General features: G+C 57.2%; 23 protein-coding genes and 1 pseudogene. 12 read left to right on the top strand and 12 right to left on the bottom strand.

Annotated elements, in window-relative coordinates; all coding sequences use genetic code 11:
- Position 1: 1 nt before the first annotated feature.
- Positions 2-1,027, bottom strand: a complete 1,026-nt coding sequence (gene purR, locus G6041_RS06235; protein WP_012124922.1) for an HTH-type transcriptional repressor PurR — start codon at positions 1,025-1,027, stop codon at positions 2-4.
- 291 nt (positions 1,028-1,318) lie between these two features.
- Between purR and cydH the strand changes: the two genes are divergently transcribed.
- Complete coding sequence (gene cydH, locus G6041_RS06230; RefSeq protein ID WP_015386754.1) at positions 1,319-1,408, top strand: cytochrome bd-I oxidase subunit CydH; 90 nt, start codon at positions 1,319-1,321, stop codon at positions 1,406-1,408.
- Positions 1,409-1,670: 262 nt separating this feature from the next.
- On the top strand, positions 1,671-2,837 hold the full coding sequence (locus tag G6041_RS06225; protein ID WP_012124921.1) for an MFS transporter: 1,167 nt from the start codon (positions 1,671-1,673) through the stop codon (positions 2,835-2,837).
- Positions 2,838-2,905: 68 nt separating this feature from the next.
- Here the strand turns inward: G6041_RS06225 and G6041_RS06220 are convergent, their stop codons facing one another.
- Positions 2,906-3,724, bottom strand: coding sequence for a C40 family peptidase (locus tag G6041_RS06220; RefSeq protein WP_007891821.1), 819 nt, complete (start codon positions 3,722-3,724; stop codon positions 2,906-2,908).
- 345 nt (positions 3,725-4,069) lie between these two features.
- Between G6041_RS06220 and grxD the strand changes: the two genes are divergently transcribed.
- Complete coding sequence (gene grxD / locus G6041_RS06215) at positions 4,070-4,417, top strand: monothiol glutaredoxin 4 (RefSeq protein WP_004385024.1); 348 nt, start codon at positions 4,070-4,072, stop codon at positions 4,415-4,417.
- A 70-nt stretch (positions 4,418-4,487) separates the two neighbouring features.
- Here the strand turns inward: grxD and rnt are convergent, their stop codons facing one another.
- The 5 genes from rnt to eptA all read right to left on the bottom strand — a co-directional run bounded on the left by rnt (position 4,488) and on the right by eptA (position 9,200).
- Positions 4,488-5,159, bottom strand: a complete 672-nt coding sequence (rnt, locus tag G6041_RS06210; protein ID WP_004385023.1) for a ribonuclease T — start codon at positions 5,157-5,159, stop codon at positions 4,488-4,490.
- 95 nt (positions 5,160-5,254) lie between these two features.
- Entirely contained in the window at positions 5,255-5,662 is a 408-nt protein-coding gene (gloA, locus tag G6041_RS06205) for a lactoylglutathione lyase (protein ID WP_004385022.1), read from the bottom strand.
- Positions 5,663-5,753: 91 nt separating this feature from the next.
- Positions 5,754-6,851, bottom strand: coding sequence for an alkene reductase (locus G6041_RS06200; RefSeq protein WP_012124917.1), 1,098 nt, complete (start codon positions 6,849-6,851; stop codon positions 5,754-5,756).
- A 74-nt stretch (positions 6,852-6,925) separates the two neighbouring features.
- Positions 6,926-7,507 carry a TetR/AcrR family transcriptional regulator gene (locus G6041_RS06195; RefSeq protein WP_004386104.1) on the bottom strand — a complete coding sequence of 194 codons (582 nt, stop codon included), beginning with the start codon at positions 7,505-7,507 and terminating at the stop codon, positions 6,926-6,928.
- 64 nt (positions 7,508-7,571) lie between these two features.
- Positions 7,572-9,200, bottom strand: a complete 1,629-nt coding sequence (gene eptA / locus G6041_RS06190) for a phosphoethanolamine transferase EptA (RefSeq protein ID WP_012124916.1) — start codon at positions 9,198-9,200, stop codon at positions 7,572-7,574.
- Between the two features lie 204 nt (positions 9,201-9,404).
- Here eptA and G6041_RS06185 point away from each other — a divergent pair, with 204 nt between their 5' ends.
- The 3 genes from G6041_RS06185 to sodC all read left to right on the top strand — a co-directional run bounded on the left by G6041_RS06185 (position 9,405) and on the right by sodC (position 11,191).
- Positions 9,405-9,644 (top strand): DUF1289 domain-containing protein, encoded by a 240-nt coding sequence (locus G6041_RS06185; protein ID WP_004386102.1) that lies wholly within the window; start codon positions 9,405-9,407, stop codon positions 9,642-9,644.
- Positions 9,645-9,696: 52 nt separating this feature from the next.
- Positions 9,697-10,593: an aldo/keto reductase gene (locus G6041_RS06180; RefSeq protein ID WP_012124914.1), complete on the top strand. Its 897-nt coding sequence runs from the start codon at positions 9,697-9,699 to the stop codon at positions 10,591-10,593.
- A 79-nt stretch (positions 10,594-10,672) separates the two neighbouring features.
- Positions 10,673-11,191, top strand: a complete 519-nt coding sequence (gene sodC / locus G6041_RS06175; protein ID WP_004386100.1) for a superoxide dismutase [Cu-Zn] SodC — start codon at positions 10,673-10,675, stop codon at positions 11,189-11,191.
- Here the strand turns inward: sodC and G6041_RS06170 are convergent.
- The 3 genes from G6041_RS06170 to G6041_RS06160 are packed head-to-tail and all read right to left on the bottom strand — an operon-like array spanning position 11,184 to position 14,325.
- On the bottom strand, positions 11,184-13,217 hold the full coding sequence (locus G6041_RS06170; RefSeq protein WP_012124913.1) for an FUSC family protein: 2,034 nt from the start codon (positions 13,215-13,217) through the stop codon (positions 11,184-11,186). The two genes, sodC and G6041_RS06170, sit on opposite strands and share 8 nt — an antisense overlap.
- 9 nt (positions 13,218-13,226) lie before the next feature.
- The gene (locus G6041_RS06165) at positions 13,227-14,084 is read right to left on the bottom strand and encodes an efflux RND transporter periplasmic adaptor subunit (RefSeq protein ID WP_032989661.1); all 858 of its coding nucleotides are present in this window, start codon (positions 14,082-14,084) and stop codon (positions 13,227-13,229) included.
- Positions 14,085-14,088: 4 nt separating this feature from the next.
- Positions 14,089-14,325, bottom strand: a complete 237-nt coding sequence (locus G6041_RS06160) for a DUF1656 domain-containing protein (protein ID WP_004386097.1) — start codon at positions 14,323-14,325, stop codon at positions 14,089-14,091.
- 174 nt (positions 14,326-14,499) lie between these two features.
- Between G6041_RS06160 and slyA the strand changes: the two genes are divergently transcribed.
- A complete protein-coding gene (slyA, locus tag G6041_RS06155; RefSeq protein ID WP_012124911.1) occupies positions 14,500-14,940 on the top strand; it encodes a transcriptional regulator SlyA in 441 nt (146 codons plus the stop codon).
- Between the two features lie 118 nt (positions 14,941-15,058).
- Here slyA and slyB read toward each other — a convergent pair whose 3' ends face one another.
- Positions 15,059-15,526 (bottom strand): outer membrane lipoprotein SlyB, encoded by a 468-nt coding sequence (gene slyB, locus G6041_RS06150; protein WP_004386095.1) that lies wholly within the window; start codon positions 15,524-15,526, stop codon positions 15,059-15,061.
- 258 nt (positions 15,527-15,784) lie between these two features.
- Between slyB and anmK the strand changes: the two are divergent.
- The 5 genes and pseudogenes from anmK to pdxY all read left to right on the top strand — a co-directional run bounded on the left by anmK (position 15,785) and on the right by pdxY (position 20,383).
- Positions 15,785-16,940: pseudogene (anmK, locus tag G6041_RS06145) on the top strand (anhydro-N-acetylmuramic acid kinase).
- A 58-nt stretch (positions 16,941-16,998) separates the two neighbouring features.
- Positions 16,999-17,322 (top strand): C-type lysozyme inhibitor, encoded by a 324-nt coding sequence (gene mliC / locus G6041_RS06140; RefSeq protein WP_004386093.1) that lies wholly within the window; start codon positions 16,999-17,001, stop codon positions 17,320-17,322.
- Positions 17,323-17,378: 56 nt separating this feature from the next.
- Positions 17,379-18,035, top strand: coding sequence for a pyridoxamine 5'-phosphate oxidase (pdxH, locus tag G6041_RS06135; protein WP_012124910.1), 657 nt, complete (start codon positions 17,379-17,381; stop codon positions 18,033-18,035).
- 138 nt (positions 18,036-18,173) lie between these two features.
- Positions 18,174-19,448: a tyrosine--tRNA ligase gene (gene tyrS, locus G6041_RS06130; RefSeq protein WP_004386091.1), complete on the top strand. Its 1,275-nt coding sequence runs from the start codon at positions 18,174-18,176 to the stop codon at positions 19,446-19,448.
- 74 nt (positions 19,449-19,522) lie between these two features.
- On the top strand, positions 19,523-20,383 hold the full coding sequence (pdxY, locus tag G6041_RS06125; RefSeq protein WP_007891793.1) for a pyridoxal kinase PdxY: 861 nt from the start codon (positions 19,523-19,525) through the stop codon (positions 20,381-20,383).
- A 40-nt stretch (positions 20,384-20,423) separates the two neighbouring features.
- Here the strand turns inward: pdxY and gstA are convergent, their stop codons facing one another.
- Entirely contained in the window at positions 20,424-21,032 is a 609-nt protein-coding gene (gene gstA / locus G6041_RS06120) for a glutathione transferase GstA (protein ID WP_012124908.1), read from the bottom strand.
- Between the last annotated feature and the right edge of the window lie 73 nt (positions 21,033-21,105).

Here is a 21,105-nt window from a genome sequence, read left to right as displayed (position 1 = left end):
ATTAACGGCGATAGTCGCGGAACGGGCCGTCCGCCACCGAGCGGCGTTCGATCAGGCGCGGATGCACCTCGATGGTCTGCGACTCTTCGCGCTTATTCACGATGCGGTCGAGCAGCATATTGAACGCGGTCTGGCCAAGCGTCTCTTTTGGCTGATGGATAGTCGTCAGCGCCGGGCTAAAGAAACGCGCATTGCGCACGTTATCGTAGCCGATGATGGAAATATCCTGCGGCACGCGCAGGCCCATCTCATCGGCGGCGCAGATAGCGCCCATCGCCATGATATCGCCGCCGCAGAACACGGCAGTCGGGCGCTGCGGCTGCGAGAGGATCTGCTGCATCGCCCGGTAACCGGATTCCGGCTCGAAATCGCCCTGCACGATCCAGTTTTCCGGCACTTTAATGGCCGCTTCTTCCAGCGCTTTCATAAAGCCTGAGAAACGCCCGACGCCGGTGTTGCGCTCAAGCTGCCCCGGGATCACGCCGATATCGCGATGGCCGCGCTCAATCAGATAACGCCCGGCGAGATAACCGCCCTGAAAAGCGTTATCGATAACCGAGTCGGTAAAATCGGCTTTCGCTTCGCCCCAGTCCATCACCACCATCGGGATATGACGGTACTCTTCAAGCGTGGAAAGCAGCGGCTGCGGGTATTCCGAACACATCACCAGCAGGCCGTCGACGCGCTTTTGCGCCATCATAGACAGATACGCGCGCTGCTTTTCCAGGTTGTTATGCGCGTTGCCTAAAATCAGCGTATAGCCTTTGGCGAAGCAGCTGTTTTCAACCGCTTCAATGATTTCGGCGAAATAGGGCGCTTCGCTACTGGTCGCCAGCAGCCCGATAGATTTGGTGTGATTCACCTTCAGGCTGCGCGCCACGGCGCTTGGCGAATAGTGTAATTCTTTGATAGCCGCCCAAACCGCATTGCGCGTCTCTTCCGCCACAAAACGGGTTTTGTTAATCACATGTGAGACTGTTGTTGTGGAAACGTTGGCTCGCTTCGCGACGTCTTTAATTGTTGCCATTAATAATCACTCCAGACCCCTGGCTGAGCCCTGCAAAATCACGGGTTAATCGTTTGCCTGTACACACCCCTGACTGCCGCGAGGGGAGTGCGGCATGCCGGGAAACGCGACATTTTTCGTGAGGAGGGGTCGATGGCCGGTACCGAATAAAGTAGCGACGAATTTTGGCTTATCTTTATCGAAAGGGGAAGAGGGAAAACGCATATCTGGTTAAATGTCGCAGGATTTTTCGGCCCGTTTATGCAAAAATGCGCACTACCTGATTTTTATGGGGTCTTTAAGGAGAATACCATGAGTACCGATCTGAAATTTTCGCTGGTCACGACGCTGGTTGTACTGGGCCTGATTGTGGCGGGCGCATTTACCGCCATTCTGCATTAAGCGACAGGCGGGAGCGCACCTGTTCTCCCGCTTTCTTAAACTTTTCTTGCGTTTAAGCGCCGATTCCCCGCTGTTTTCTTTCTTTTTCCCGTTATTCCCTTTAGATTCGCTAATAACAATGAGCGCGTGTTCTTAACAGCTGCGCAATAATATTTTGCTGTTTTTGTCACTTATCTTTTCTGATTGAGAGTGTCATCCTTTTCTGCATCCTGCTGTAACGTCGGGCGTTCCCGGCGCTGTTGTACAATTTCTGGAGCAATGAATGAAAGTCAATTTTCCGTTACTGGCACTGGCTATCGGTGCTTTTGGCATTGGCACGACCGAGTTTTCCCCGATGGGGTTGTTGCCGGTCATAGCGAACGGCGTCAACGTCTCCATTCCGGCCGCCGGTATGCTGATTAGCGCCTACGCGGTCGGCGTGATGGTAGGCGCACCGCTGATGACGCTTTTACTGTCGCACCGCGCACGGCGTAGCGCGTTGATTTTTCTGATGGCGATTTTTACGCTCGGTAACGTGCTGTCAGCACTGGCACCGGATTATATGACGCTGATGGCCTCGCGTATCCTCACCAGCCTTAACCACGGCGCGTTCTTCGGGCTCGGCTCGGTGGTGGCGGCAAGCGTGGTGCCAAAGCATAAACAGGCGAGCGCCGTCGCGACGATGTTTATGGGCCTGACCATCGCCAATATCGGCGGCGTGCCGGCGGCGACCTGGCTTGGCGAAACCATCGGCTGGCGAATGTCGTTTCTGGCGACGGCCGGTCTTGGCCTGGTGGCGATGGCGAGCCTCTGGTTTTCCCTGCCAAAAGGCGGCAGCGGCGAGCGCCCGGATGTGAAAAGCGAACTCGCGGTGTTGATGCGCCCGCAGGTGGTGAGCGCGCTGTTGACAACCGTGCTTGGCGCGGGCGCGATGTTCACGCTTTATACCTATATCGCGCCGGTTCTGCACCATATCACTGATGCCAGCGCGGCCTTCGTGACCGCCATGCTGGTGCTGATTGGCGTTGGATTTTCCATCGGCAACTATCTGGGTGGCCGCCTGGCGGACCGCTCGGTGAGCGGCACGCTGAAAGGCTTCCTGATGCTGCTTATCGTCATTATGGCGGCTATTCCGTGGCTTGCGAAAACGGAAATCGGCGCGGCGGTGAGCATGGTGGTATGGGGGGCTGCGACCTTCGCGGTTGTGCCGCCGCTGCAGATGCGCGTGATGCGTGTCGCCAGCGAAGCGCCGGGCCTGTCGTCATCGGTGAATATCGGGGCGTTTAATCTCGGTAACGCGCTTGGCGCGGCGGCGGGCGGGGCCGTTATCCATGCGGGCTTCGGTTATAGCGTAGTGCCAGTGATGGGCGCGCTGATTGCCGCACTCGGCCTGCTGCTGGTGCTGATCTCCAGCCGTCGCGAAGCGCAAATGGCGTGTAGCGCTGAATAACGTAAGCGCTGTAAAAAAGAAAACGGAGAAGGGTGACCTTCTCCGTTTTTTTTGTGAGGATAAATCGATTAACGAATAGTGCGCGGCGTCATCACCCGGCGCGCGCCGACATAGTGACGCTGCCAGTAATCTTCGCTCAGCGACGTTATCTGGATTTCCTGACCGCTACGCGGCGACTGAATAAACTTGCCGTTGCCGACATAGACGCCGACGTGATCGGCAGTGCCGCGGCCTTGGGTGCGGAAGAACACCAGATCGCCGCTTTCCAGCTCGCCACGGTTAACCGGCGCGGCGTCGCGCAGGTGATACATTTCGTTGGCGGTGCGCGGAATGCGGAATTTCACCAGATCTTTATAGGCATACCAGACGAGGCCGCTGCAATCAAAACCGGTGCGCGGCGACGTGCCGCCCCAGTGGTACGGTTTGCCTATCTGGTTCATCAGCTTGTTCATGGCGGTGGTCTGGGCTTTCTTCACGCGCGCTTTGTGTGCGTCGGCAATCGTGAGCGGCCCATTCACGCATTTGGTTTTGCGATTTTTTCGTGTTTTGGCACAGGTCTGCGCGCTCAGGCGGTTGCTGGCCTGTTTGCCAGAAGTGGTGGAAGGGCTGCGGGAAGCGGTTTTACTGACGGAAGAGGTGGTTTTGCTGGTGCGTTTTGCGGTGCTGTTTCGCTTCTCGCTGGCGGTTTTCGCCGTTTTGGTTTTCGTTGCGTTGTTACTTTTCTTGGCGGTTTTTGTGCTGGTTTTTTTTTTCACCGTACTGGCGTGCGCTTTTTGCACCTTCGAGGCGCGCGTCTGCTCCGACGCCTGCGCGAACGGTGCAAAAGCCAGTGATGAAGTCATTAATAAAGCACAGAGCGTGAGAGCAATTTTTGTTTTGCGCGCCACTGAGCATTCCCCTGCATAAAGCCGGCAATCATGCCAACGGATGAATTTTAAGAGCTTGCTGATTCTAATCTAAAAAAATGACCAAAGTTAAGCAGCAAATCGTCTTCTGAACGCAGTTTCGTTAACCGGCGCACTCTTTTTCGCCAGTTGCCGCTGCGCCGACGCGCATTTTAGCGCGCCTTCTCAGAGGAGAATATCGGCAGCTTACAGAAAAGTGTTATTATTTGCTTCTCTTTCACCACGGCACGGCACCGGGCTTAAGCGCAAGATTATGCATTTTCGGGACGCTCCGGAGCCGCTACAATGTAAAGCTAACGCCGTAATGACGCTTGAGGAAGTAAGACAATGAGCACTACGCTTGAAAAAATTCAACGCCAGATCGCTGAAAACCCGATTCTGCTGTACATGAAAGGCTCCCCGAAACTGCCGAGCTGCGGCTTCTCCGCACAGGCGGTACAGGCGCTGTCTGCCTGCGGCGAGCGTTTTGCATATGTCGATATCCTGCAAAACCCGGATATCCGTGCAGAACTGCCGAAATACGCTAACTGGCCGACCTTCCCGCAGCTGTGGGTGGATGGCGAACTGGTTGGTGGCTGCGATATCGTTATCGAGATGTATCAGCGCGGCGAACTGCAGACGCTTATCAAAGAGACGGCGGCGAAATATAATTCGGCCACGCCGGACGCAGAGTAATCCCGTCGCGCGTTATCGCGCAGACAAAAAAGCGGCCCTGAGAGGCCGCTTTTTTTTGCGCTGCGTTAGCCTATTCGCCGTCCTGCGGCGTCGCGTCTTCTGCGGCGAGCGGCGGCACCGGCCAGCCGCCCAGACGCTTCCAGCGGTTAACGATTTCGCAAAACAGCAGGGCGGTTTGCTCGGTGTCGTAAAGTGCCGAATGCGCCTGAGTGCTGTCAAACGGCATGCCCGCCGCGATACACGCTTTTGCGAGCACCGTCTGGCCAAGCGCCAACCCGCTTAACGCCGCGGTGTCAAACGTCACAAACGGGTGGAACGGATTACGTTTGAGCGACGCGCGCTCGGCGGCCGCCATCATAAAGCTGTGATCGAACGTGGCGTTGTGCGCCACCATAATCGCGCGGTTGCAGTTACTCTCTTTCATGCCCTTGCGCACCATTTTAAAAATGGCATGCAGCGCGTCATATTCGCTGACGGCGCCGCGCAGCGGATTGTGCGGATCGATACCGTTAAAGGCCAGCGCTTCCGGCTGAAGAATCGCGCCTTCAAAAGGCTCAACGTGAAAATGCAGTGTTTCATCGGGGGTGAGCCAGCCGTCAGCATCCATTTTCAGCGTCACGGCGGCGATTTCCAGCAGCGCGTCGGTTTTGGCGTTAAAACCGGCGGTTTCCACATCGATGACAACAGGGTAAAAGCCACGAAAACGGTCGGACAGACCGGTCAGTTGAGCGTTATCGGACATCAGCGTCTCTTAAGTTTGGGGAATTAAAGCAGCGCGCATTATGGCAAATTTCACGACGGGATGCAGCAAGGCGGGCAGAACGCCCGCCGGAGGGATCAGTTGCCGAGGCCGCGACCCGCGTCTTTCTCTTCGATAAGCTCGATTTTGTAACCATCCGGATCTTCAACAAACGCGATAACGGTGGTGCCGCCTTTGACCGGGCCCGCTTCACGGGTGACGTTGCCGCCGTTGTTGCGGATGCGCTCGCAGGCTTCTGCAGCGTTATCAACGCTGATGGCGATATGACCGTAAGCCGTGCCGAGCTCATAGCTCTCCACGCCCCAGTTGTAAGTCAGCTCGATCACCGCTTCTTCGCTCTCCGGGCCGTAACCAACAAACGCCAGGGAATATTTGTATTCCGGGTTTTCACTGGTGCGCAGCAGTTTCATGCCGAGTACGTTAGTGTAGAAATCGATAGAGCGTTGCAGGTCGCCAACGCGCAGCATGGTGTGAAGTAAGCGCATAAGATCCTCTTAAATAAACGGCTTGTGATAATGCTTTTGGGTGAAACAGGATTTTAGTATAGCGGCGGAAGGCCGCCGCTATCAATTTGGATCACAGGGTGGGGTAATCGATGTAGCCTTCCGCGCCGCCGCCGTAGAACGATTCCGGGCGCTGCGGGTTAAGCTCCGCTTTTTTACGCAGACGCTCAACGAGATCCGGGTTAGCGATATAGTCGCGGCCAAACGCCACGGCATCGATAAGCCCTTTCTGGATCAGCGCTTCCGCTTTTTCACGGGTGTACGCGCCTGCGCCGATGATGGCGCCATCGAAACGCTCACGCACTTTCTGGCGGAATTCGTCCGTGTAAGGCACGCCGCCCGCCCAGTCCGGCTCGGACATATGCAGGTACGCAATGCCGCGCTTGTTCAGCTCTTCGATGAGGTACAGCGCGTCAGCTTCTTCGTTCGGGCCGTTATCCACGTTCTGGAAAGAGCCAATCGGCGACACGCGAATACCGATGCGATCGGCACTCCACTCTTTACACACCGCATCGACCACTTCCAGTACCAGACGCGCGCGGTTTTCCACGCTGCCGCCATACTGGTCGGTGCGGTGGTTAGAAGACGGCGACAGGAACTGGTGCAGCAAATAACCGTGGGCGGAGTGCAGCTCTGCCATATCGAAACCGGCGTCGCGCGCATTGCCGACCGCCTTGCGAAAATCATCTACGATGCCCGGGATTTCGTGCGTTTCCAGCGCGCGCGGCGTGGTGGTGTCGACACGGATAGCTTTGCCGTTTTCATCACGCAGCGACGTACGGGTACCGGAGTTAATCGCAGAAGGCGCGACCGGCGCTTCGCCGCCCGGCTGAATGCTGCTGTGCGAGATACGGCCGGTGTGCCACAGCTGAACGGCGATGCGGCCATCGGCCCCGTGCACCGCAGCCGTGATTTTCTTCCACGCGGCGATCTGTTCCTCGCTGTGCAGGCCCGGCGCGCCCGCGTAGCCTTTGGCCTGCGCGGAAATCTGGGTGGCTTCGCTGATGATAAGCCCGGCGCTGGCGCGCTGGCGGTAATATTCCGCCATCATCGCGGTTGGAATATCGCCCGGCTCAATGCTGCGCAGGCGGGTCAGCGGGGCCATGAATACGCGGTTAGGGGCGGTAACAGCACCCACTTTCAGCGGGGTAAACAGCTTTTCGTCTTGCATAGTCACTCCTGAGTAGACCGGTCGTCTTGTAATGAGCGAAATAAAAAAGCGCTGCCTTGCGGCAGGCGCTCTCTTCAAAGGATTTCTTTAACGTGCGCCAGCGCGTTTTCGAGCGGCGCGCCGCTGCGCGACACTTTGGCCTGCAGGCTTGCGCCAAGCCAGAGCACGTATAACACCTGCGCCCGCTGCTGCGCGCTACCGCTGAAGGTCAGCGCCTCTGCATCGCGGCCGCGCTCAAGCGCCTCTGCCAGCAGGGCGATGACCTGCGCCGCACCTTTATCAAGCGCGCCGCGCATATCTTCCGACAGATCGCATACTTCCGCAGAGAGCTTCACGGTCAGGCAGCCCATCATCTTGCCCGTCTGGCAGTAATGGTGAAGCGTCTGTTCAAACCAGGCGATCAGCTGCTCGCGCGCCGGGCCCGCCGGGTCGAAGTGTTGCTCAAGGCACGTCTGATACCGGGCGTAGTGACGCTCCAGCATCGCCACGCCAAACGCCTCTTTCGAGCGAAAGTAGTGGTAGAAGGAGCCTTTCGGTACGCCCGCGGTTTTTAACAGCTCGCTTAATCCCATGCCGGTAAAACCGCGTTGCAGGCAGAGCTGCTCGCCAGTTGCAAGGAGATGTTCGCGCGTGTCGTGTTCAGGTGTTCGGTTCATACAATCCAATCTAATAGACCGGTCGGTCTAATGCAAGTCGCCTCGGTGAAAACCGCCAGAAACGTTAATTTTTCCGGCAGGCGCTAAGCATATCCTCCTGCGGCTGATAAAGCGAAGTCTGGATGTTCATGATGCCCAGCACGGTTGAGAAGAGATTATCCTGAGACACCTCATCCGTCGCCGCGCGTTTGCCGAGACAGGCTGTATCGACGCCATACTGACGCGCGTAATCGCCGGAGAGCCAGAACAGCATCGGAATGTGCGTCTGCTGCTCAGGGGCCAGCATATACGGCGCGCCGTGCAGATAGATGCCATTCTCGCCGAGCGATTCGCCGTGGTCTGAAAGATAGACCAGCGCGGTGTTCATGGTGTCCTGACGCTTACGCAGCGCATCTATGGTGCGGCTCAGGACATCGTCGGTATACAGAATGGTGTTGTCATACGTGTTGATCAGCGCCTGGCGGTCGCAATTCTGGATTTCATTGGTGTCGCAGGTCGGCGTAAACCGGCGGAAATTATCCGGGTAGCGGCGGTAATAAGCCGGGCCGTGGCTGCCCATCAGATGCAGAACAATCACAGAGTCCTGTTTCACGCCGTCCAGGACATTATCGAAACGCCACAGCAGCGCGTCGTCGAGGCAGGAGCCCTCTTTACACAAATCGTTAAGCTTCCATTCAGTCATGTCTGTATGTGGAATGCGGTTACAGGCCCCTTTACAGCCGCCGTCGTTATCACGCCACAGCACATTGACGCCCGCGTGTGCCAGCACGTCCATCAGCCCCTCCTGATGATGCGCAAGCCCGGCATCATAATGCGCCCGCGGCATCCCGGAGAACATGCAGGGCACGGACACCGCCGTTTCCGTGCCGCAGGAAGTCGCGCGTGGATAGAACACCACGCCCTGTTTTTTAAGCTGCGGATTGGTCTCGCGCTCATAACCGCCAAGCGAATAGTTCTGTTCGCGGGAGGCTTCGCCAATCACCACCACCAGCACGGTTTTTTTCGCCTGCTGGCGGATCACCGGGCCTTTTTTGGCGTCTTCGCCGATGCGCACCAGCGTCTGGTCGCCCGCAAAATACCGTGAATGGGTATATTTGACGATGCCGCTGATGTAATTGGGCGGCGTCACCATTTTGGCGATGTTTTTATTGTTGCGAAACAGCGAGGCGTAGTCTTTATAGAAGAGGGACGCCACCAAAATGATAATCAGCAGGCTCGCGAGAATGCTGACCAGACGGCGCAGTGCAGTCCACAGCAGACTGCCTGAAATCACTTCAATACGGCTAAACAGTAATGCAGGCACCACACCCGCGATAAGCAACCAGCCGATTAGCTGGGGCGTAATCAGCGCTCCGGCCTCCTGAGGATTGGTCTCGAAGATATTGACCATCATGTTCTGGTCAATCACGGCACCGTAGGTATACATAAAATAACTGCTGGCGGCAGAGCCAAACAACAAGATAACCAGTACGGGTTTACGCAGCCAGGGCACATTAATAATGCTGAAAATGACCAGCCAGGCGCAGAACAGCACCAGCGGTACGCTTGCAGCGAAGAGGATATCGTGAAAATGATGCGGTGCAATAATCGTCCAGCAGCGGGCGATAAACAGCACATTTATCAGGGTGAAAAGCAGGGCGCTAAAAAGGTTAAAACGTAAATCGCTCCAGCGCCATTTTTTAATCATTGCCATCAGTAAGCTCCATTAATGATGACATCAGTGTAAGACGTAAAGATTAGTTAAACCTTAATCTGTTTTTAAGAGTGGGAGCTGGAGAGTAAACGGCAGGTCAACAATAAAGGAATGAGGATGATAAATCGGCGTGATAACAGGTCGACTTGCAACCCGACGCCGTTCAGGCTTCAATTGTAACTATCATGTTAACGAGGAATCGTTGTGGCCGAGCAGCTTGAGTTTTTCCCCGTTCCCAGTCCGTGCCGTGGGATCTGCCAGTCCGATGAACGTGGCTACTGCCGTGGCTGTATGCGCAGCCGCGACGAGCGTTTCAACTGGCAGAAGATGAGCGATTCGCAAAAGCAGGAGGTGTTGCGCCTCTGCCGTCAGCGTATGCTCCGTAAGCTGCGCGCCACTCGCCCCGATCCAGACGAAGAACCACAGCAGCCTTCACTGTTTTAACCGCGTCGCTTGCGTATAATCGCCACAATTTTCCTTTCTGAGGTAAGTACTTATGGTTGAGCGTATTCTTATGGCACCCCAGGGGCCGACATTTTCACGTCTGGTGATGGGGTACTGGCGTTTAATGGAGTGGAACTACTCCGCCCGTGAGCTGGTCGGGTTTATCGAGCAGCATCTGGAGCTTGGGATCACCACCGTCGATCACGCGGATATTTATGGTAATTATCAGTGCGAAGCGGCGTTTGGTGAGGCGCTGCGTCTGGCACCGCATCTGCGCGACAAGATGGAAATCGTCACCAAATGCGGTATCGCCACGACCGCGAAGCCGGAAAACGTGATTGGTCATTACATCACCGAGCGTGCGCATATTGTGCAGAGCGCCGAAAACTCCCTGCGGCATCTGCATACTGATGTGCTGGATCTGCTTCTGATCCATCGTCCCGATCCGTTGATGGATGCCGATGAGATTGCCGAAGCATTTCTTGAGCTGCATAAAAGCGGCAAAGTGCGTCACTTTGGCGTTTCTAACTTCACCCCAGCGCAGTTCTCGCTGTTGCAGTCGCGCCTGCCGTTTACGCTCGCCACCAATCAGGTTGAGATTTCGCCAGTACATCAGCCGCTGCTGCTGGACGGAACACTGGATCTGCTTCAGCAACTGCGCATTCGCCCGATGGCCTGGTCATGCCTGGGCGGCGGGCGGCTGTTCAGTGATGAAAGTTTTGCGCCGCTGCGTGCCGAGCTGCATCAGGTCGCAGAAGAGACGGGCGCGCAGACTATCGAGCAGGTCGTTTATGCATGGGTGATGCGTCTGCCATCGCGCCCGCTGCCGATTATCGGTTCGGGGAAAATCGACCGCGTGAAAAGCGCGGTGGGCGCGCTGTCGCTTGAAATGTCTCGCCAGCAGTGGTTCCGCATTCGCAAGGCCGCGCTCGGTTACGACGTGCCCTGACAGCCTGATTCCCTCCATTCCGGTGAATTTCATTACCTTGTTATAGACTTAACGGGAATCACCTGAAACTGGAGGGAATATGAAGCGATTAACACTGGCGGCGATGGCGCTGCTCGTATGCGGTGCCGCGCAGGCCGCCAGCGAAGAAGTGGAACTACACCTGGTGACTGACAAAGGCGTAGGTCAGTCCGTCGGGATGGTCAAAATCACTGAAACCGATAAAGGTCTGGAGTTCGCGCCCGATCTTAACGGTCTCCCGCCAGGCGATCACGGGTTTCATATTCATGCCAAAGGCAGCTGCGAACCCGCCATGAAAGACGGCAAAATGGTCGCGGCAGAAGCCGCTGGCGGCCACTTCGACCCGCAAAATACCGGTAAACATGCCGGGCCGGAAGGCGACGGACATTTAGGTGACCTGCCGGTACTGGCGGTGAACAACGACGGCAAAGCCACCGACCCGGTGACCGCACCGCGCATCAAAAAGCTGGACGAAGTAAAGGGCAAAGCGCTGATGGTACATGTCGGCGGCGATAACCTGTCCGATCATCCGAAACCGCTGGGCGGCGGCGGTGCCCGTTACGCCTGCGGCGTTATTTAATCACTTGCCGGGCGTTGTCCTCCTGCGGTGAGGGCGACGCCTGTTCCAGCTGTGACAGCGAACACCACAGGCGCCAGATAATGCCCGCCAGCCGCCGCGCGTCTGGCTGATGATGGCGCGCAAGCGTAAAGCTGATGCGTTCAAGCTCGCCGAGCGCCGCGGCCAGCGGCCGCTGGCGAACCCCTTTAACGCTCATGACATCCCGCAGCGTTTCGATGCAGATATCACGCACCTGCGAGAGTGGGTCAGCGCGGGTTTCCCATTCGCGCAGTTGCCAGACCACATGCGAACAGTTGAGCAGCACCACGCCCCAGCGCAGCAGCCAGCGACGGGTGGCGTCGTCTTTACTGTTGCTGAGCTGGCTGATGTGATGATAAACCAGCGATTCAAACGCCGCTTCATCGCGCTGCGGAACGCGGCTGAGCTGATCGATAAATCCGCGACGCAGGGCACGGATATGGCGCAGCCCCTTACGCCGGTCAGAGCCGGGCCGAAGTACGGCGAATGCCACCCAGCAGAATGCCACGCCGCAAATCTTCGCCAGATTATCATTCAGAAAATCCGCCAGGTCGTAAACCGGCGGGTTCGTTACCGCGATAAACGAACCCATAAAGACAATCAGCTGTCCCCACAGCCCCGCAAAGCGCGGCTGTTGTAGCTTCAGGAGCTGCATTGTGGTCAGTAGCGGGAAGAGAAACAACAGAAACTGCCAGAGATCGGTCACTTGTACCATCAGGCCGAACTTCACCACAAAGCTGAAAAGCGTCAGCAGTAACAGCGTGCGCAGCAGCAGGTTGAGCGAATTATGCGGCGATGGTGAGGCGGAATAAAGCACGCAGCTTATCGCCGCCAGCGTCAGCGCGCCGCTGCCTGACTCCCAGCGAGTGTTAATCGCCCAGGCGCCAATCAGTGTGATGACGCAAAAGGTGCGAAGCGCGCTCCACAGCGCCTCGGTGTTATCGGTATGGCGCGCCAGCGGCGGGGCGGCTGGCACGCTTATCGTGTCGTCGGGAATGGGGGTGTCAAGCCTGGCAATCCAGCGCTGACAGTTCATCCAGACGCGGCAGAAATCGCGTAGCCGCAGCCAGAACGCCTGATGGCGAAAATCACTGTTTTCATCTGGAGCCAGTGCGACCAGAAGGCGCGCCACCCGTAGCGGGCAGGGCTTCGGATGGCCGAGCTCTTCCAGCAACGCCTCAAGCCCGGCCCACAGGCTTTGCGGCGGCTGTGGCCAGTTCATCAACAGGCGGCGCAGTCCGGAGATATAACTGGTCAGTCGCAGTTGCTGGTGCAGCAGATAATTCAGCAACTGGTTCTGCTGGCGGATACGGTAATGGCTCCAGAACGCCTGAATGCGCAGCACGTTGAGCGTCAGCACCTGCGTAATCACGCCCTCATGGGCGGTGCGGATGGCGTCGGTGGTTTGCGGTTTCCACAGCAGACTGGCGTGCTCCAGCAGACGCGCCTGCATTTTGCGCAGCGCGCCGAGAAACGTCACGCTGTCAGGCTGGCCCGGCATCACCATCATCATCAGGCCACCGCACAAAATGCCGACGATCACTTCGCAGACGCGCGACTGGGCGATATTCCAGAGCTCTGTGGTTTCAACCGTATTGACCAGTGGAAAAGCGATGATGGCGGCGGTATATCCGGCAAGCTGAAAGGCGTAGGCGGCGTTGTTATGAAAATAGCCCGAAACCCAGGTGCAGAGCGCGAGCCACAGCGCCATTGCCCAGGTGAATAACCACGGATCGTTAAGCGTATGCCCGGCGATAATGAGCGCGGCGCTGGCCCCAATCAGGCTGCCAGCGATGCGTCCGAGACTTTTGCTGATAACGCCGCCCACCGTCGGGAAACTCACTACGGCGGCCGAGGTCATCGCCCAGTAGGGCTCGTCCAGTTCCAGCACGTAGGCGATAGTCAGCGCAAGCGACATCGCGATGCCGTTGCGCAGCGCGTAGCGCCACTGCGCGGGCGTCGCTTTGCCCCACGGGGATCGCTGCCAGGTGAGCCATTCGAGATTCATGAGCGGCGCTTAGTCGGTGAGCGAAACGGTGCAAGTGGTGCCGGACACCAGCGTCACGCCGTCGGGCAGGCTGTCGAGCGCGATACGCACCGGCACGCGCTGCGCGAGCCGCACCCACGGCACGTTAGGCTTGATATCGGCGACGAGACTGCTGTCGCTCTCGACGCTCTGATCGTAAATGGCGCGACCTATGCTCTCTACTTTGCCATGCAGCGGCGTATGGGTGCTGTAGAGCAAGATCTGCGCGCGGGCACCTTCGCGGATATGGCGCAGTTTGGTCTCTTCAAAATAGCCCACCACGTAGAACGAGTGGCTGTCCACCAGTGCGAAGACCGGCTGACCCTGGCTTGCGTAGTTGCCCACGCGGCTGGAGAGATTGGTCACCCAGCCATCGACAGGCGCTACCACATGCGTCTGCTCAAGCTGCCAGCGAGCCTGCTCAAGCGACGCTTCGGCCATTTTCAGCGCGGCCTGCGCGGCTTTTACGCTGATATTCGCGGTGTCGAGATCTTCGGCGGAAATATAGTTTTGCGGCAGATGGCGGCGGCGGTTCGCTTCGTTATTGGCTTTGGCAAGATCGGTCTGCGCACGGGCGATTTGCGCTTCGGCGTTCAGCACCGCGATGCGGTAGGGCGTGTCGTCTATCGTGAACAGCAATTCGCCCGCTTTGACTTTCTGGTTGTCGCGCACCAGCAGGCGCGTAATGGTGCCGGAGACCTGCGGCGTGATATTCACCTGCTCGGCGCGAACTTTTCCATCACGCGTCCAGGGCGACTGCATGTAGTAATTCCAGACCAGCCAGCCTGCCAGCAGAGCGGCTGCAACCACAAAGAGCGTGGAGAAATATTTCAGAGTTTTCAGACGCATGAGATTACCACACAATCAGCATCAGCAGCCCGAGGCTGACTGACAAAACGAACAGGGAAAGATCCATTAATGTCGGGTGCCAGATGTCGCCCGCGTAAATCCAGTCACGCAGCAGACGGTGCACTATCAGCCAGATAAAAAAACCGAGAATAACGGCCTTAAAAAGGGGAGGGAAATAGACCGACGCACCGGCGACGAGATCCGAAAGCGCGAACCCTGATGTGAAGAAGCGCGATATCACGAAAGATAATCCTTGAAAATCGGAGAGATGGCACCCGTTTCAGATACGCCGTTGTGGTCTAAAATTATAGACGTCGCGGTATTCATCGCCAGTGTGGCCATTTGTTTTAGCTATCTAAATACTGCACACTAGTCTAAAATCAGCATAATAACTTAGCAAGCTAATTATAAGGAGATGAAATTGGAATCGCCATTAGGCTCTGACCTGACAAGACTGGTGCGCATCTGGCGTGCTCTGATTGACCATCGCCTGAAGCCTCTGGAATTAACGCAGACCCACTGGGTGACACTTCATCATATCCACTCGCTGCCGCCCGATCAGTCGCAAATTCAACTGGCCAAGGCCATCGGTATCGAGCAGCCGTCACTGGTGCGTACGCTCGACCAGCTCGAAGAGAAGGGGCTTATCGCCCGCCACACCTGCGCCAGCGACCGGCGCGCCAAGCGCATTAAACTGACCGAGAAAGCGGCGCCTATCATTTCGCAACTCGAAGAAGTGATTCTGAAAACGCGCGGTGAAATCCTCTCGGGCATTTCGCAGGAAGAGCACGACCAGATGCTGCACATCGTGGCGCGTCTTGAGAAGAATATTCAGGCGCTGTCGGCGAAAGAGTAAACGGTCTGTATGACGACCGTGTGAAGCAACACCATCACAATCAAAATAGCGCGCATAAAAAAACGGAGGAGCCTGATGCTCCTCCGTTCTTGTATTTACACCGGTAAAATCGTGCGTTTTAGCGCGGAGAAACGGTGACCTGGCTGCCGTTGCTGGCCAGTACAACACGCTGACCGGCAGAGAAACGGGTATTGCCCTGTTTCTGTACTACCATGATGGTGTTGCCGTCGTCCTTACGGATTTCCAGCTCTACGCCCTGCGTTTTGTTCATTGCGCCCTGAACGCCCTGGCCTGCCACACCGCCTGCGATAGCGCCCGCCGCCGTTGCCAGCGAACGACCCGTGCCGCCGCCGACAGTATTGCCAAGAAAACCGCCCAGCACTGCACCGCCGAGTGCGCCGATAACGTTGGTATCATCCCCGCCCTGGATTTTCACCGGACGCACGTTCACGACAGTACCGTACGTGACGTTCTGTACCTGCTTGGCCTCAGAGGCGGTGTAAACGTCTCCCGAAAGGCTATCATTGTTGACGCAGCCCGCCAGCGTTACCCCTGCCAGTGCAACAACCAGTACACGTGAAATCATGTAAATCTCCTGTTCACCAACAAATGCTCACCTGAGCATCCATCATATTCAAATTATATGGCATAAGACCGCGATATTTCACATTCTTCACGGAGCCGATGATAAAAATCCTAAAATATTCTGCCTGAACGGTAAATCAACAGCGGCGGGAAAACCGGCTTTTTGCACCGCACGGGATTATTCCGTTGCTCAATCAGGGTGAATGTTTATGATTGTGGGTCGCGTTGCACGTTTTCAAACAGGGCTTAAGGATTGCGTATGAAATCAGGTCGCTACATTGGAGTGATGTCCGGCACCAGCCTCGACGGGGTGGATGTGGTGCTGGCGGCCATCGACGAACACATGGTGGCGCAGCAGGCGAGCCTGAGCTGGCCGATGCCGCCTGAGATTTAAAAAGGCGATCCTGGATATCTGTCAGGGGCAGCCGCTGACGCTCTCTCAGCTCGGCAGGCTCGATCATCAGCTCGGTTGCCTGTTTGCTGATGCGGTCAACGCGCTGATGGAGCAGCAAAAACTTAAGCCCGAAGACGTCATGGCGATTGGCTGCCACGGGCAGACCGTCTGGCATGAGCCGACCGGCAGCGCGCCGCACACCATGCAGATAGGCGATAACAATCAGATTGTGGCACGCACCGGAGTGAGCGTCGTGGGCGATTTCCGCCGTCGCGATATGGCGCTCGGCGGGCAGGGCGCGCCGCTGGTGCCCGCGTTCCATCAGGCGCTGCTGGCGCACCCGACGGAGCGGCGCATGGTGCTGAATATCGGTGGCATCGCGAATCTTTCGCTGTTGTTCCCAGGCCAGCCGGTAAAAGGCTTCGACACCGGCCCTGGCAATATGCTGATGGACGCCTGGATTTGGCGTCAGAAAGGCAAACCGTTTGATAAAGACGGCGAGTGGGCCGCCAGCGGCAATGTGGTGCAGCCGCTGCTGCAAAAGATGCTCCGCGATCCGTATTTCTCAACGCCTGCGCCGAAGAGCACCGGACGTGAATATTTCAACTACGGCTGGATAGAGCGCCAGCTCTCGTCCTTCGCCGGGCTGCCCGCCCAGGATGTGCAGGCGACGCTGCTGGAGCTGACTGCCAGCACCATCGCGCGGGACGTGCAGCTGAGCGGCGGCGCGGAACGGCTAATGATATGTGGCGGCGGCGGACGCAATCCGCGGCTGGTGGCGCGTCTCGCCGCGCTGTTGCCGGGCACCGAAGTCTCGTCAACCGATGAGATGGGCATTCGCGGCGATGATATGGAAGCGCTGGCCTTCGCCTGGCTTGCGTACCGCACGCTCAGCGGCAAACCAGGGAATCTTCCCTCCGTGACCGGCGCGCGTGAAGCAAGCGTGATCGGTGCGGTCTTTCCCGCCAACCCCTTAAATAATCGGAGTTTGCCGACTTTTCCTGCTCCGCCAGGACGATAGACTGGATGCGTTACGGGGGCGTCCGGCCCCCTTCAGAAATACGCATTCAGGATATGCCATGAAGAAACTGCTTGTCGTTTTGCTCCCCACGCTGCTGGCTGGCTGTAGCTACTATGACGCTATGGTTGAGCGCATGAACACCGATACTCTCGAATATCGTTGCGATGAAAAACCGCTGACGGTCTCGCTCAATAAGCAGCGCGAGCAGGTCAGTTTTGTGCTGGATGATAAGATGCTACACCTGAATCAGGGCCGCGCCGCGTCCGGTACGCGCTACACTGACGGCATCTATGCGTTCTGGTCGAAAGGCGATGAGGCGACGGTCTACCATCGCGACAATATTGTGTTAAATCACTGTCAGTTACAAAATCCGAAGCGTTGAGATTTTAGCGGGTGGGGCGCACAATAGCGCCACCCGATCCTCACTGGTTCAACGCTATGTCTGATATTGACCATCTGCAACAGATCGCGCATCTGCGCCGCGAATATACCAAAGGCGGGCTACGCCGCCGCGACCTCACCGAGACGCCGTTACCGCTGTTTGAACGCTGGCTCGCTCAGGCGTGTGACGCAAAACTCGCCGATCCTACCGCTATGGTCGTCGCCACCGTTGATGAACACGGCCAGCCGTACCAGCGTATTGTGCTGCTTAAACATTTCGATGAGCGTGGCATGGTGTTTTACACCAACCTCGGCAGCCGCAAGGCGCATCATCTTGAAAACAATCCGCGTATCAGTTTGCTGTTCCCGTGGCACATGCTGGAGCGCCAGGTGATGGTCACCGGCAAAGCAGAGCGTCTCTCGACGCTTGAGGTTGTGAAATATTTCCACAGCCGCCCGCGTGACAGCCAGATCGGCGCCTGGGTGTCGAAGCAGTCGAGCCGTATTTCCGCGCGCGGCGTGCTGGAGAGCAAATTCCTCGAACTGAAACAGAAATTCCAGCAGGGCGAAGTGCCGCTGCCAAGTTTCTGGGGTGGTTTTCGCGTCTCGCTTGAGCAGGTGGAATTCTGGCAGGGCGGTGAACACCGTCTGCACGACCGCTTTTTATACCAGCGCGACGGCGATGGCTGGAAAATCGACCGTCTCGCCCCGTAAGTGAGCGATTTTCTTATGCAAGCGCTGGCGCTCCCAGGGCTTGCGCTTTATTCTATGCCTCCCTGAATTTTATTCTTCGCCAGTGGGCGAAAAGCCGTGTACCGGCAAAGGTGCAGTCGTAAATACATGGAGAAATCGATGGCAAGCAGCAATTTGATTAAACAATTGCAGGAGCGGGGCCTTGTGGCTCAGGTGACGGATGAAGAAGCGTTAGCGCAGCGACTGGCGCAGGGGCCGATCGCCCTTTATTGCGGCTTCGATCCCACCGCCGACAGCCTGCACTTGGGCCATCTGGTTCCCTTGTTGTGCCTGAAACGCTTTCAGATGGCGGGGCACAAGCCGGTTGCACTGGTTGGCGGCGCCACCGGTCTGATTGGCGATCCAAGCTTCAAAGCGACCGAACGTAAACTTAATACCGAAGATACCGTCCAGGAGTGGGTGGATAAAATCCGCCGCCAGGTCGCGCCGTTCCTCGATTTCGATTGCGGTGAGAACTCCGCTATCGCGGCGAACAACTATGACTGGTTCGGCAACATGAACGTGCTGACCTTCCTGCGCGATATCGGCAAGCACTTCTCGGTCAACCAGATGATCAACAAAGAAGCGGTGAAGCAGCGCCTGAACCGTGATGACGTGGGCATCTCCTTCACTGAATTCTCCTACAACCTGTTGCAGGGTTATGACTTCGCCTGCCTGAATAAACTGCACGGCGTGGCGCTGCAAATCGGCGGCTCCGATCAGTGGGGTAACATTACGTCGGGCATCGACCTGACCCGTCGTCTGCATCAGAACCAGGTGTTTGGCCTGACCGTACCGCTTATCACTAAGTCTGACGGCACCAAATTCGGTAAAACCGAAGGCGGCGCGGTATGGCTGGATCCGAAGAAAACCAGCCCGTACAAGTTCTACCAGTTCTGGATCAATACCGCGGACGCGGATGTCTACCGCTTCCTGAAGTTCTTCACCTTTATGAGCATTGATGAGATCAACGCGCTGGAAGAAGAAGACAAAAACAGCGGTAAAGCGCCGCGCGCCCAGTACGTGCTGGCTGAACAGGTGACGCGCCTGGTGCATGGCGAAGAGGGCCTTGCTGCCGCAAAACGCATCACCGAAAGCCTGTTTAACGGCAACCTCAACGCGCTGAGCGAAGCGGATTTCGAGCAGCTCGCGCAGGACGGCGTGCCGATGATCGAGATGGAAAAAGGCGCGGATCTGATGCAGGCGCTGGTCGATTCCGAGCTGCAGCCGTCCCGCGGCCAGGCGCGTAAAACCATCGCCTCCAACGCTATCACCATCAACGGTGAGAAGCAGTCTGACCCGGAATACACCTTCAGCGACAGCGACCGCCTGTTTGGCCGCTATACGCTGCTGCGTCGCGGTAAGAAAAATTACTGCCTCGTCTGCTGGAAATAACCTTCAGCCAGTCAAGGGCGTGGGAAACCACGCCCTTTATTTTTAACCCGACCTCTCGTTTCACCCGGAAAATCATGAAGAATATTCTCGCCATTCAGTCTCACGTGGTGTTTGGTCACGCCGGCAACAGCGCGGCTGAATTCCCGATGCGCCGTCTGGGCGCCAATGTCTGGCCGCTTAATACGGTGCAGTTTTCCAACCACACGCAGTATGGCCAGTGGACCGGCACGGTGATGCCGCCGTCGCATCTGACGGAAATCGTGCAGGGCATCGCGGCTATCGGCCAGCTGTCGCGCTGTGACGCGGTGCTGAGCGGCTATCTCGGGTCGGCGGAGCAGGGCGAACATATTCTGGAGATCGTCCGTCAGGTGAAAGCGGCCAATCCGCAGGCGAAATATTTCTGCGATCCGGTGATGGGCCACCCGGAAAAGGGCTGCATCGTGGCGCCGGGTGTGGCGGAGTTTCACGCGCGTTTCGCGCTGCCGGCAAGTGATATCATCGCGCCGAATCTGCTGGAGCTCGAAATGCTCAGCGGCCATGCGGTAGCAAGCGTTGATGAGGCGGTGGCGACCGCGCGTGAGCTTATCGCCCGCGGCCCGCAAATTGTGCTGGTAAAACATCTGGCGCGTGCAGGATATCATCAGGATCGTTTCGAAATGCTGCTGGTGACATCCGACGAGGCCTGGCATATCAGCCGCCCGCTGGTGGATTTTGGCGCGCGTCAGCCGGTTGGCGTGGGTGACGTGACGAGCGGGCTGCTGCTGGTGAAACTGTTACAGGGCGCGACGCTTCGTGAGGCGCTGGAACATGTGACGGCGGCGGTCTACGACATCATGGTGACCACCAAACGCATGGAAGAGTATGAATTGCAGGTCGTGGCGGCGCAGGACGGCATCGCGCAGCCTGAGCACTACTTCACGGCAGTGAAACTGTAAAAAAACGCCGCGTCTGCAACAGACGCGGCGCTGACAGGTGTTACGCGCTCAGACCTTCCGCTTTGAGCGCGGCTGCCACAGCAGGGCGCGCTTTCACTCGGGCATGGTAGTCAGCGATATTATCAAACACCTGCATCTCAAGCCCGACCGCTTTCGCCCAGTTCAGCACGGTAAACAGATATGCATCCGCCACGCTGAAGCGCAGCCCCATCAGCCACTGTTTCTGCGCCAGCGCCTCATTCACGTACGCGAATTTCTTCTGCAGCTGCGCGCGTGCGATGGTCTTATACTCATCCGGCGTATCCGGGCGGAACAGGGGCGTAAAGCCTTTGTGCAGCTCGGTGGCGATATAGTTCAGCCACTCCAGCGTATGGTAACGGGTCATACTGCCAACCGGCGCGAGCAACTGACGGTCCGGGACAAGATCTGCGATGTACTGCACAATAGCCACGCCTTCTGTCAGCAGCGTATTGTCATCCAGCAGCAGCGCCGGCACCTGACCTTTCGGGTTGATAGTCAGATAGTCTTCGCCGGTTTCCGTGCGTTTGGCGGCCAGATCCACCGCCACCAGCGTAAAATCGATATTGGCTTCGCGCAGAATGATGTGCGGCGAAAGCGAACACGCGCCGGCTTTGTAAAACAGTTTCATGGCAATGCTCCCTTCTCATGAATAAACTAAATTATGGTAGAGCGCGAACGGGTAAAAAAAAAGCCGCCAGCAT

The sequence above is a fragment of the Cronobacter sp. HA18003 genome, assembly GCF_011605905.1.
Taxonomy (GTDB): domain Bacteria; phylum Pseudomonadota; class Gammaproteobacteria; order Enterobacterales; family Enterobacteriaceae; genus Cronobacter; species Cronobacter sakazakii.
This window is presented reverse-complemented; position numbering and strand designations above follow the sequence as displayed.

What these genes read in the sequence shown, in the direction of transcription:
- pdxY (WP_007891793.1), top strand. Translation starts at nt 19,523, where the DNA reads ATGAAGAATATTCTCGCCATTCAGTCTCACGTGGTGTTTGGTCACGCC.
- sodC (WP_004386100.1), top strand. Translation starts at nt 10,673, where the DNA reads ATGAAGCGATTAACACTGGCGGCGATGGCGCTGCTCGTATGCGGTGCC.
- gloA (WP_004385022.1), bottom strand. Translation starts at nt 5,662, where the DNA reads ATGCGCTTACTTCACACCATGCTGCGCGTTGGCGACCTGCAACGCTCT.
- G6041_RS06180 (WP_012124914.1), top strand. Translation starts at nt 9,697, where the DNA reads ATGGTTGAGCGTATTCTTATGGCACCCCAGGGGCCGACATTTTCACGT.
- slyB (WP_004386095.1), bottom strand. Translation starts at nt 15,526, where the DNA reads ATGATTTCACGTGTACTGGTTGTTGCACTGGCAGGGGTAACGCTGGCG.
- G6041_RS06200 (WP_012124917.1), bottom strand. Translation starts at nt 6,851, where the DNA reads ATGCAAGACGAAAAGCTGTTTACCCCGCTGAAAGTGGGTGCTGTTACC.
- pdxH (WP_012124910.1), top strand. Translation starts at nt 17,379, where the DNA reads ATGTCTGATATTGACCATCTGCAACAGATCGCGCATCTGCGCCGCGAA.
- grxD (WP_004385024.1), top strand. Translation starts at nt 4,070, where the DNA reads ATGAGCACTACGCTTGAAAAAATTCAACGCCAGATCGCTGAAAACCCG.
- cydH (WP_015386754.1), top strand. Translation starts at nt 1,319, where the DNA reads ATGAGTACCGATCTGAAATTTTCGCTGGTCACGACGCTGGTTGTACTG.
- G6041_RS06225 (WP_012124921.1), top strand. Translation starts at nt 1,671, where the DNA reads ATGAAAGTCAATTTTCCGTTACTGGCACTGGCTATCGGTGCTTTTGGC.
- purR (WP_012124922.1), bottom strand. Translation starts at nt 1,027, where the DNA reads ATGGCAACAATTAAAGACGTCGCGAAGCGAGCCAACGTTTCCACAACA.
- slyA (WP_012124911.1), top strand. Translation starts at nt 14,500, where the DNA reads ATGAAATTGGAATCGCCATTAGGCTCTGACCTGACAAGACTGGTGCGC.
- eptA (WP_012124916.1), bottom strand. Translation starts at nt 9,200, where the DNA reads ATGGCAATGATTAAAAAATGGCGCTGGAGCGATTTACGTTTTAACCTT.
- mliC (WP_004386093.1), top strand. Translation starts at nt 16,999, where the DNA reads ATGAAGAAACTGCTTGTCGTTTTGCTCCCCACGCTGCTGGCTGGCTGT.
- G6041_RS06170 (WP_012124913.1), bottom strand. Translation starts at nt 13,217, where the DNA reads ATGAATCTCGAATGGCTCACCTGGCAGCGATCCCCGTGGGGCAAAGCG.
- rnt (WP_004385023.1), bottom strand. Translation starts at nt 5,159, where the DNA reads ATGTCCGATAACGCTCAACTGACCGGTCTGTCCGACCGTTTTCGTGGC.
- tyrS (WP_004386091.1), top strand. Translation starts at nt 18,174, where the DNA reads ATGGCAAGCAGCAATTTGATTAAACAATTGCAGGAGCGGGGCCTTGTG.
- gstA (WP_012124908.1), bottom strand. Translation starts at nt 21,032, where the DNA reads ATGAAACTGTTTTACAAAGCCGGCGCGTGTTCGCTTTCGCCGCACATC.
- G6041_RS06165 (WP_032989661.1), bottom strand. Translation starts at nt 14,084, where the DNA reads ATGCGTCTGAAAACTCTGAAATATTTCTCCACGCTCTTTGTGGTTGCA.
- G6041_RS06195 (WP_004386104.1), bottom strand. Translation starts at nt 7,507, where the DNA reads ATGAACCGAACACCTGAACACGACACGCGCGAACATCTCCTTGCAACT.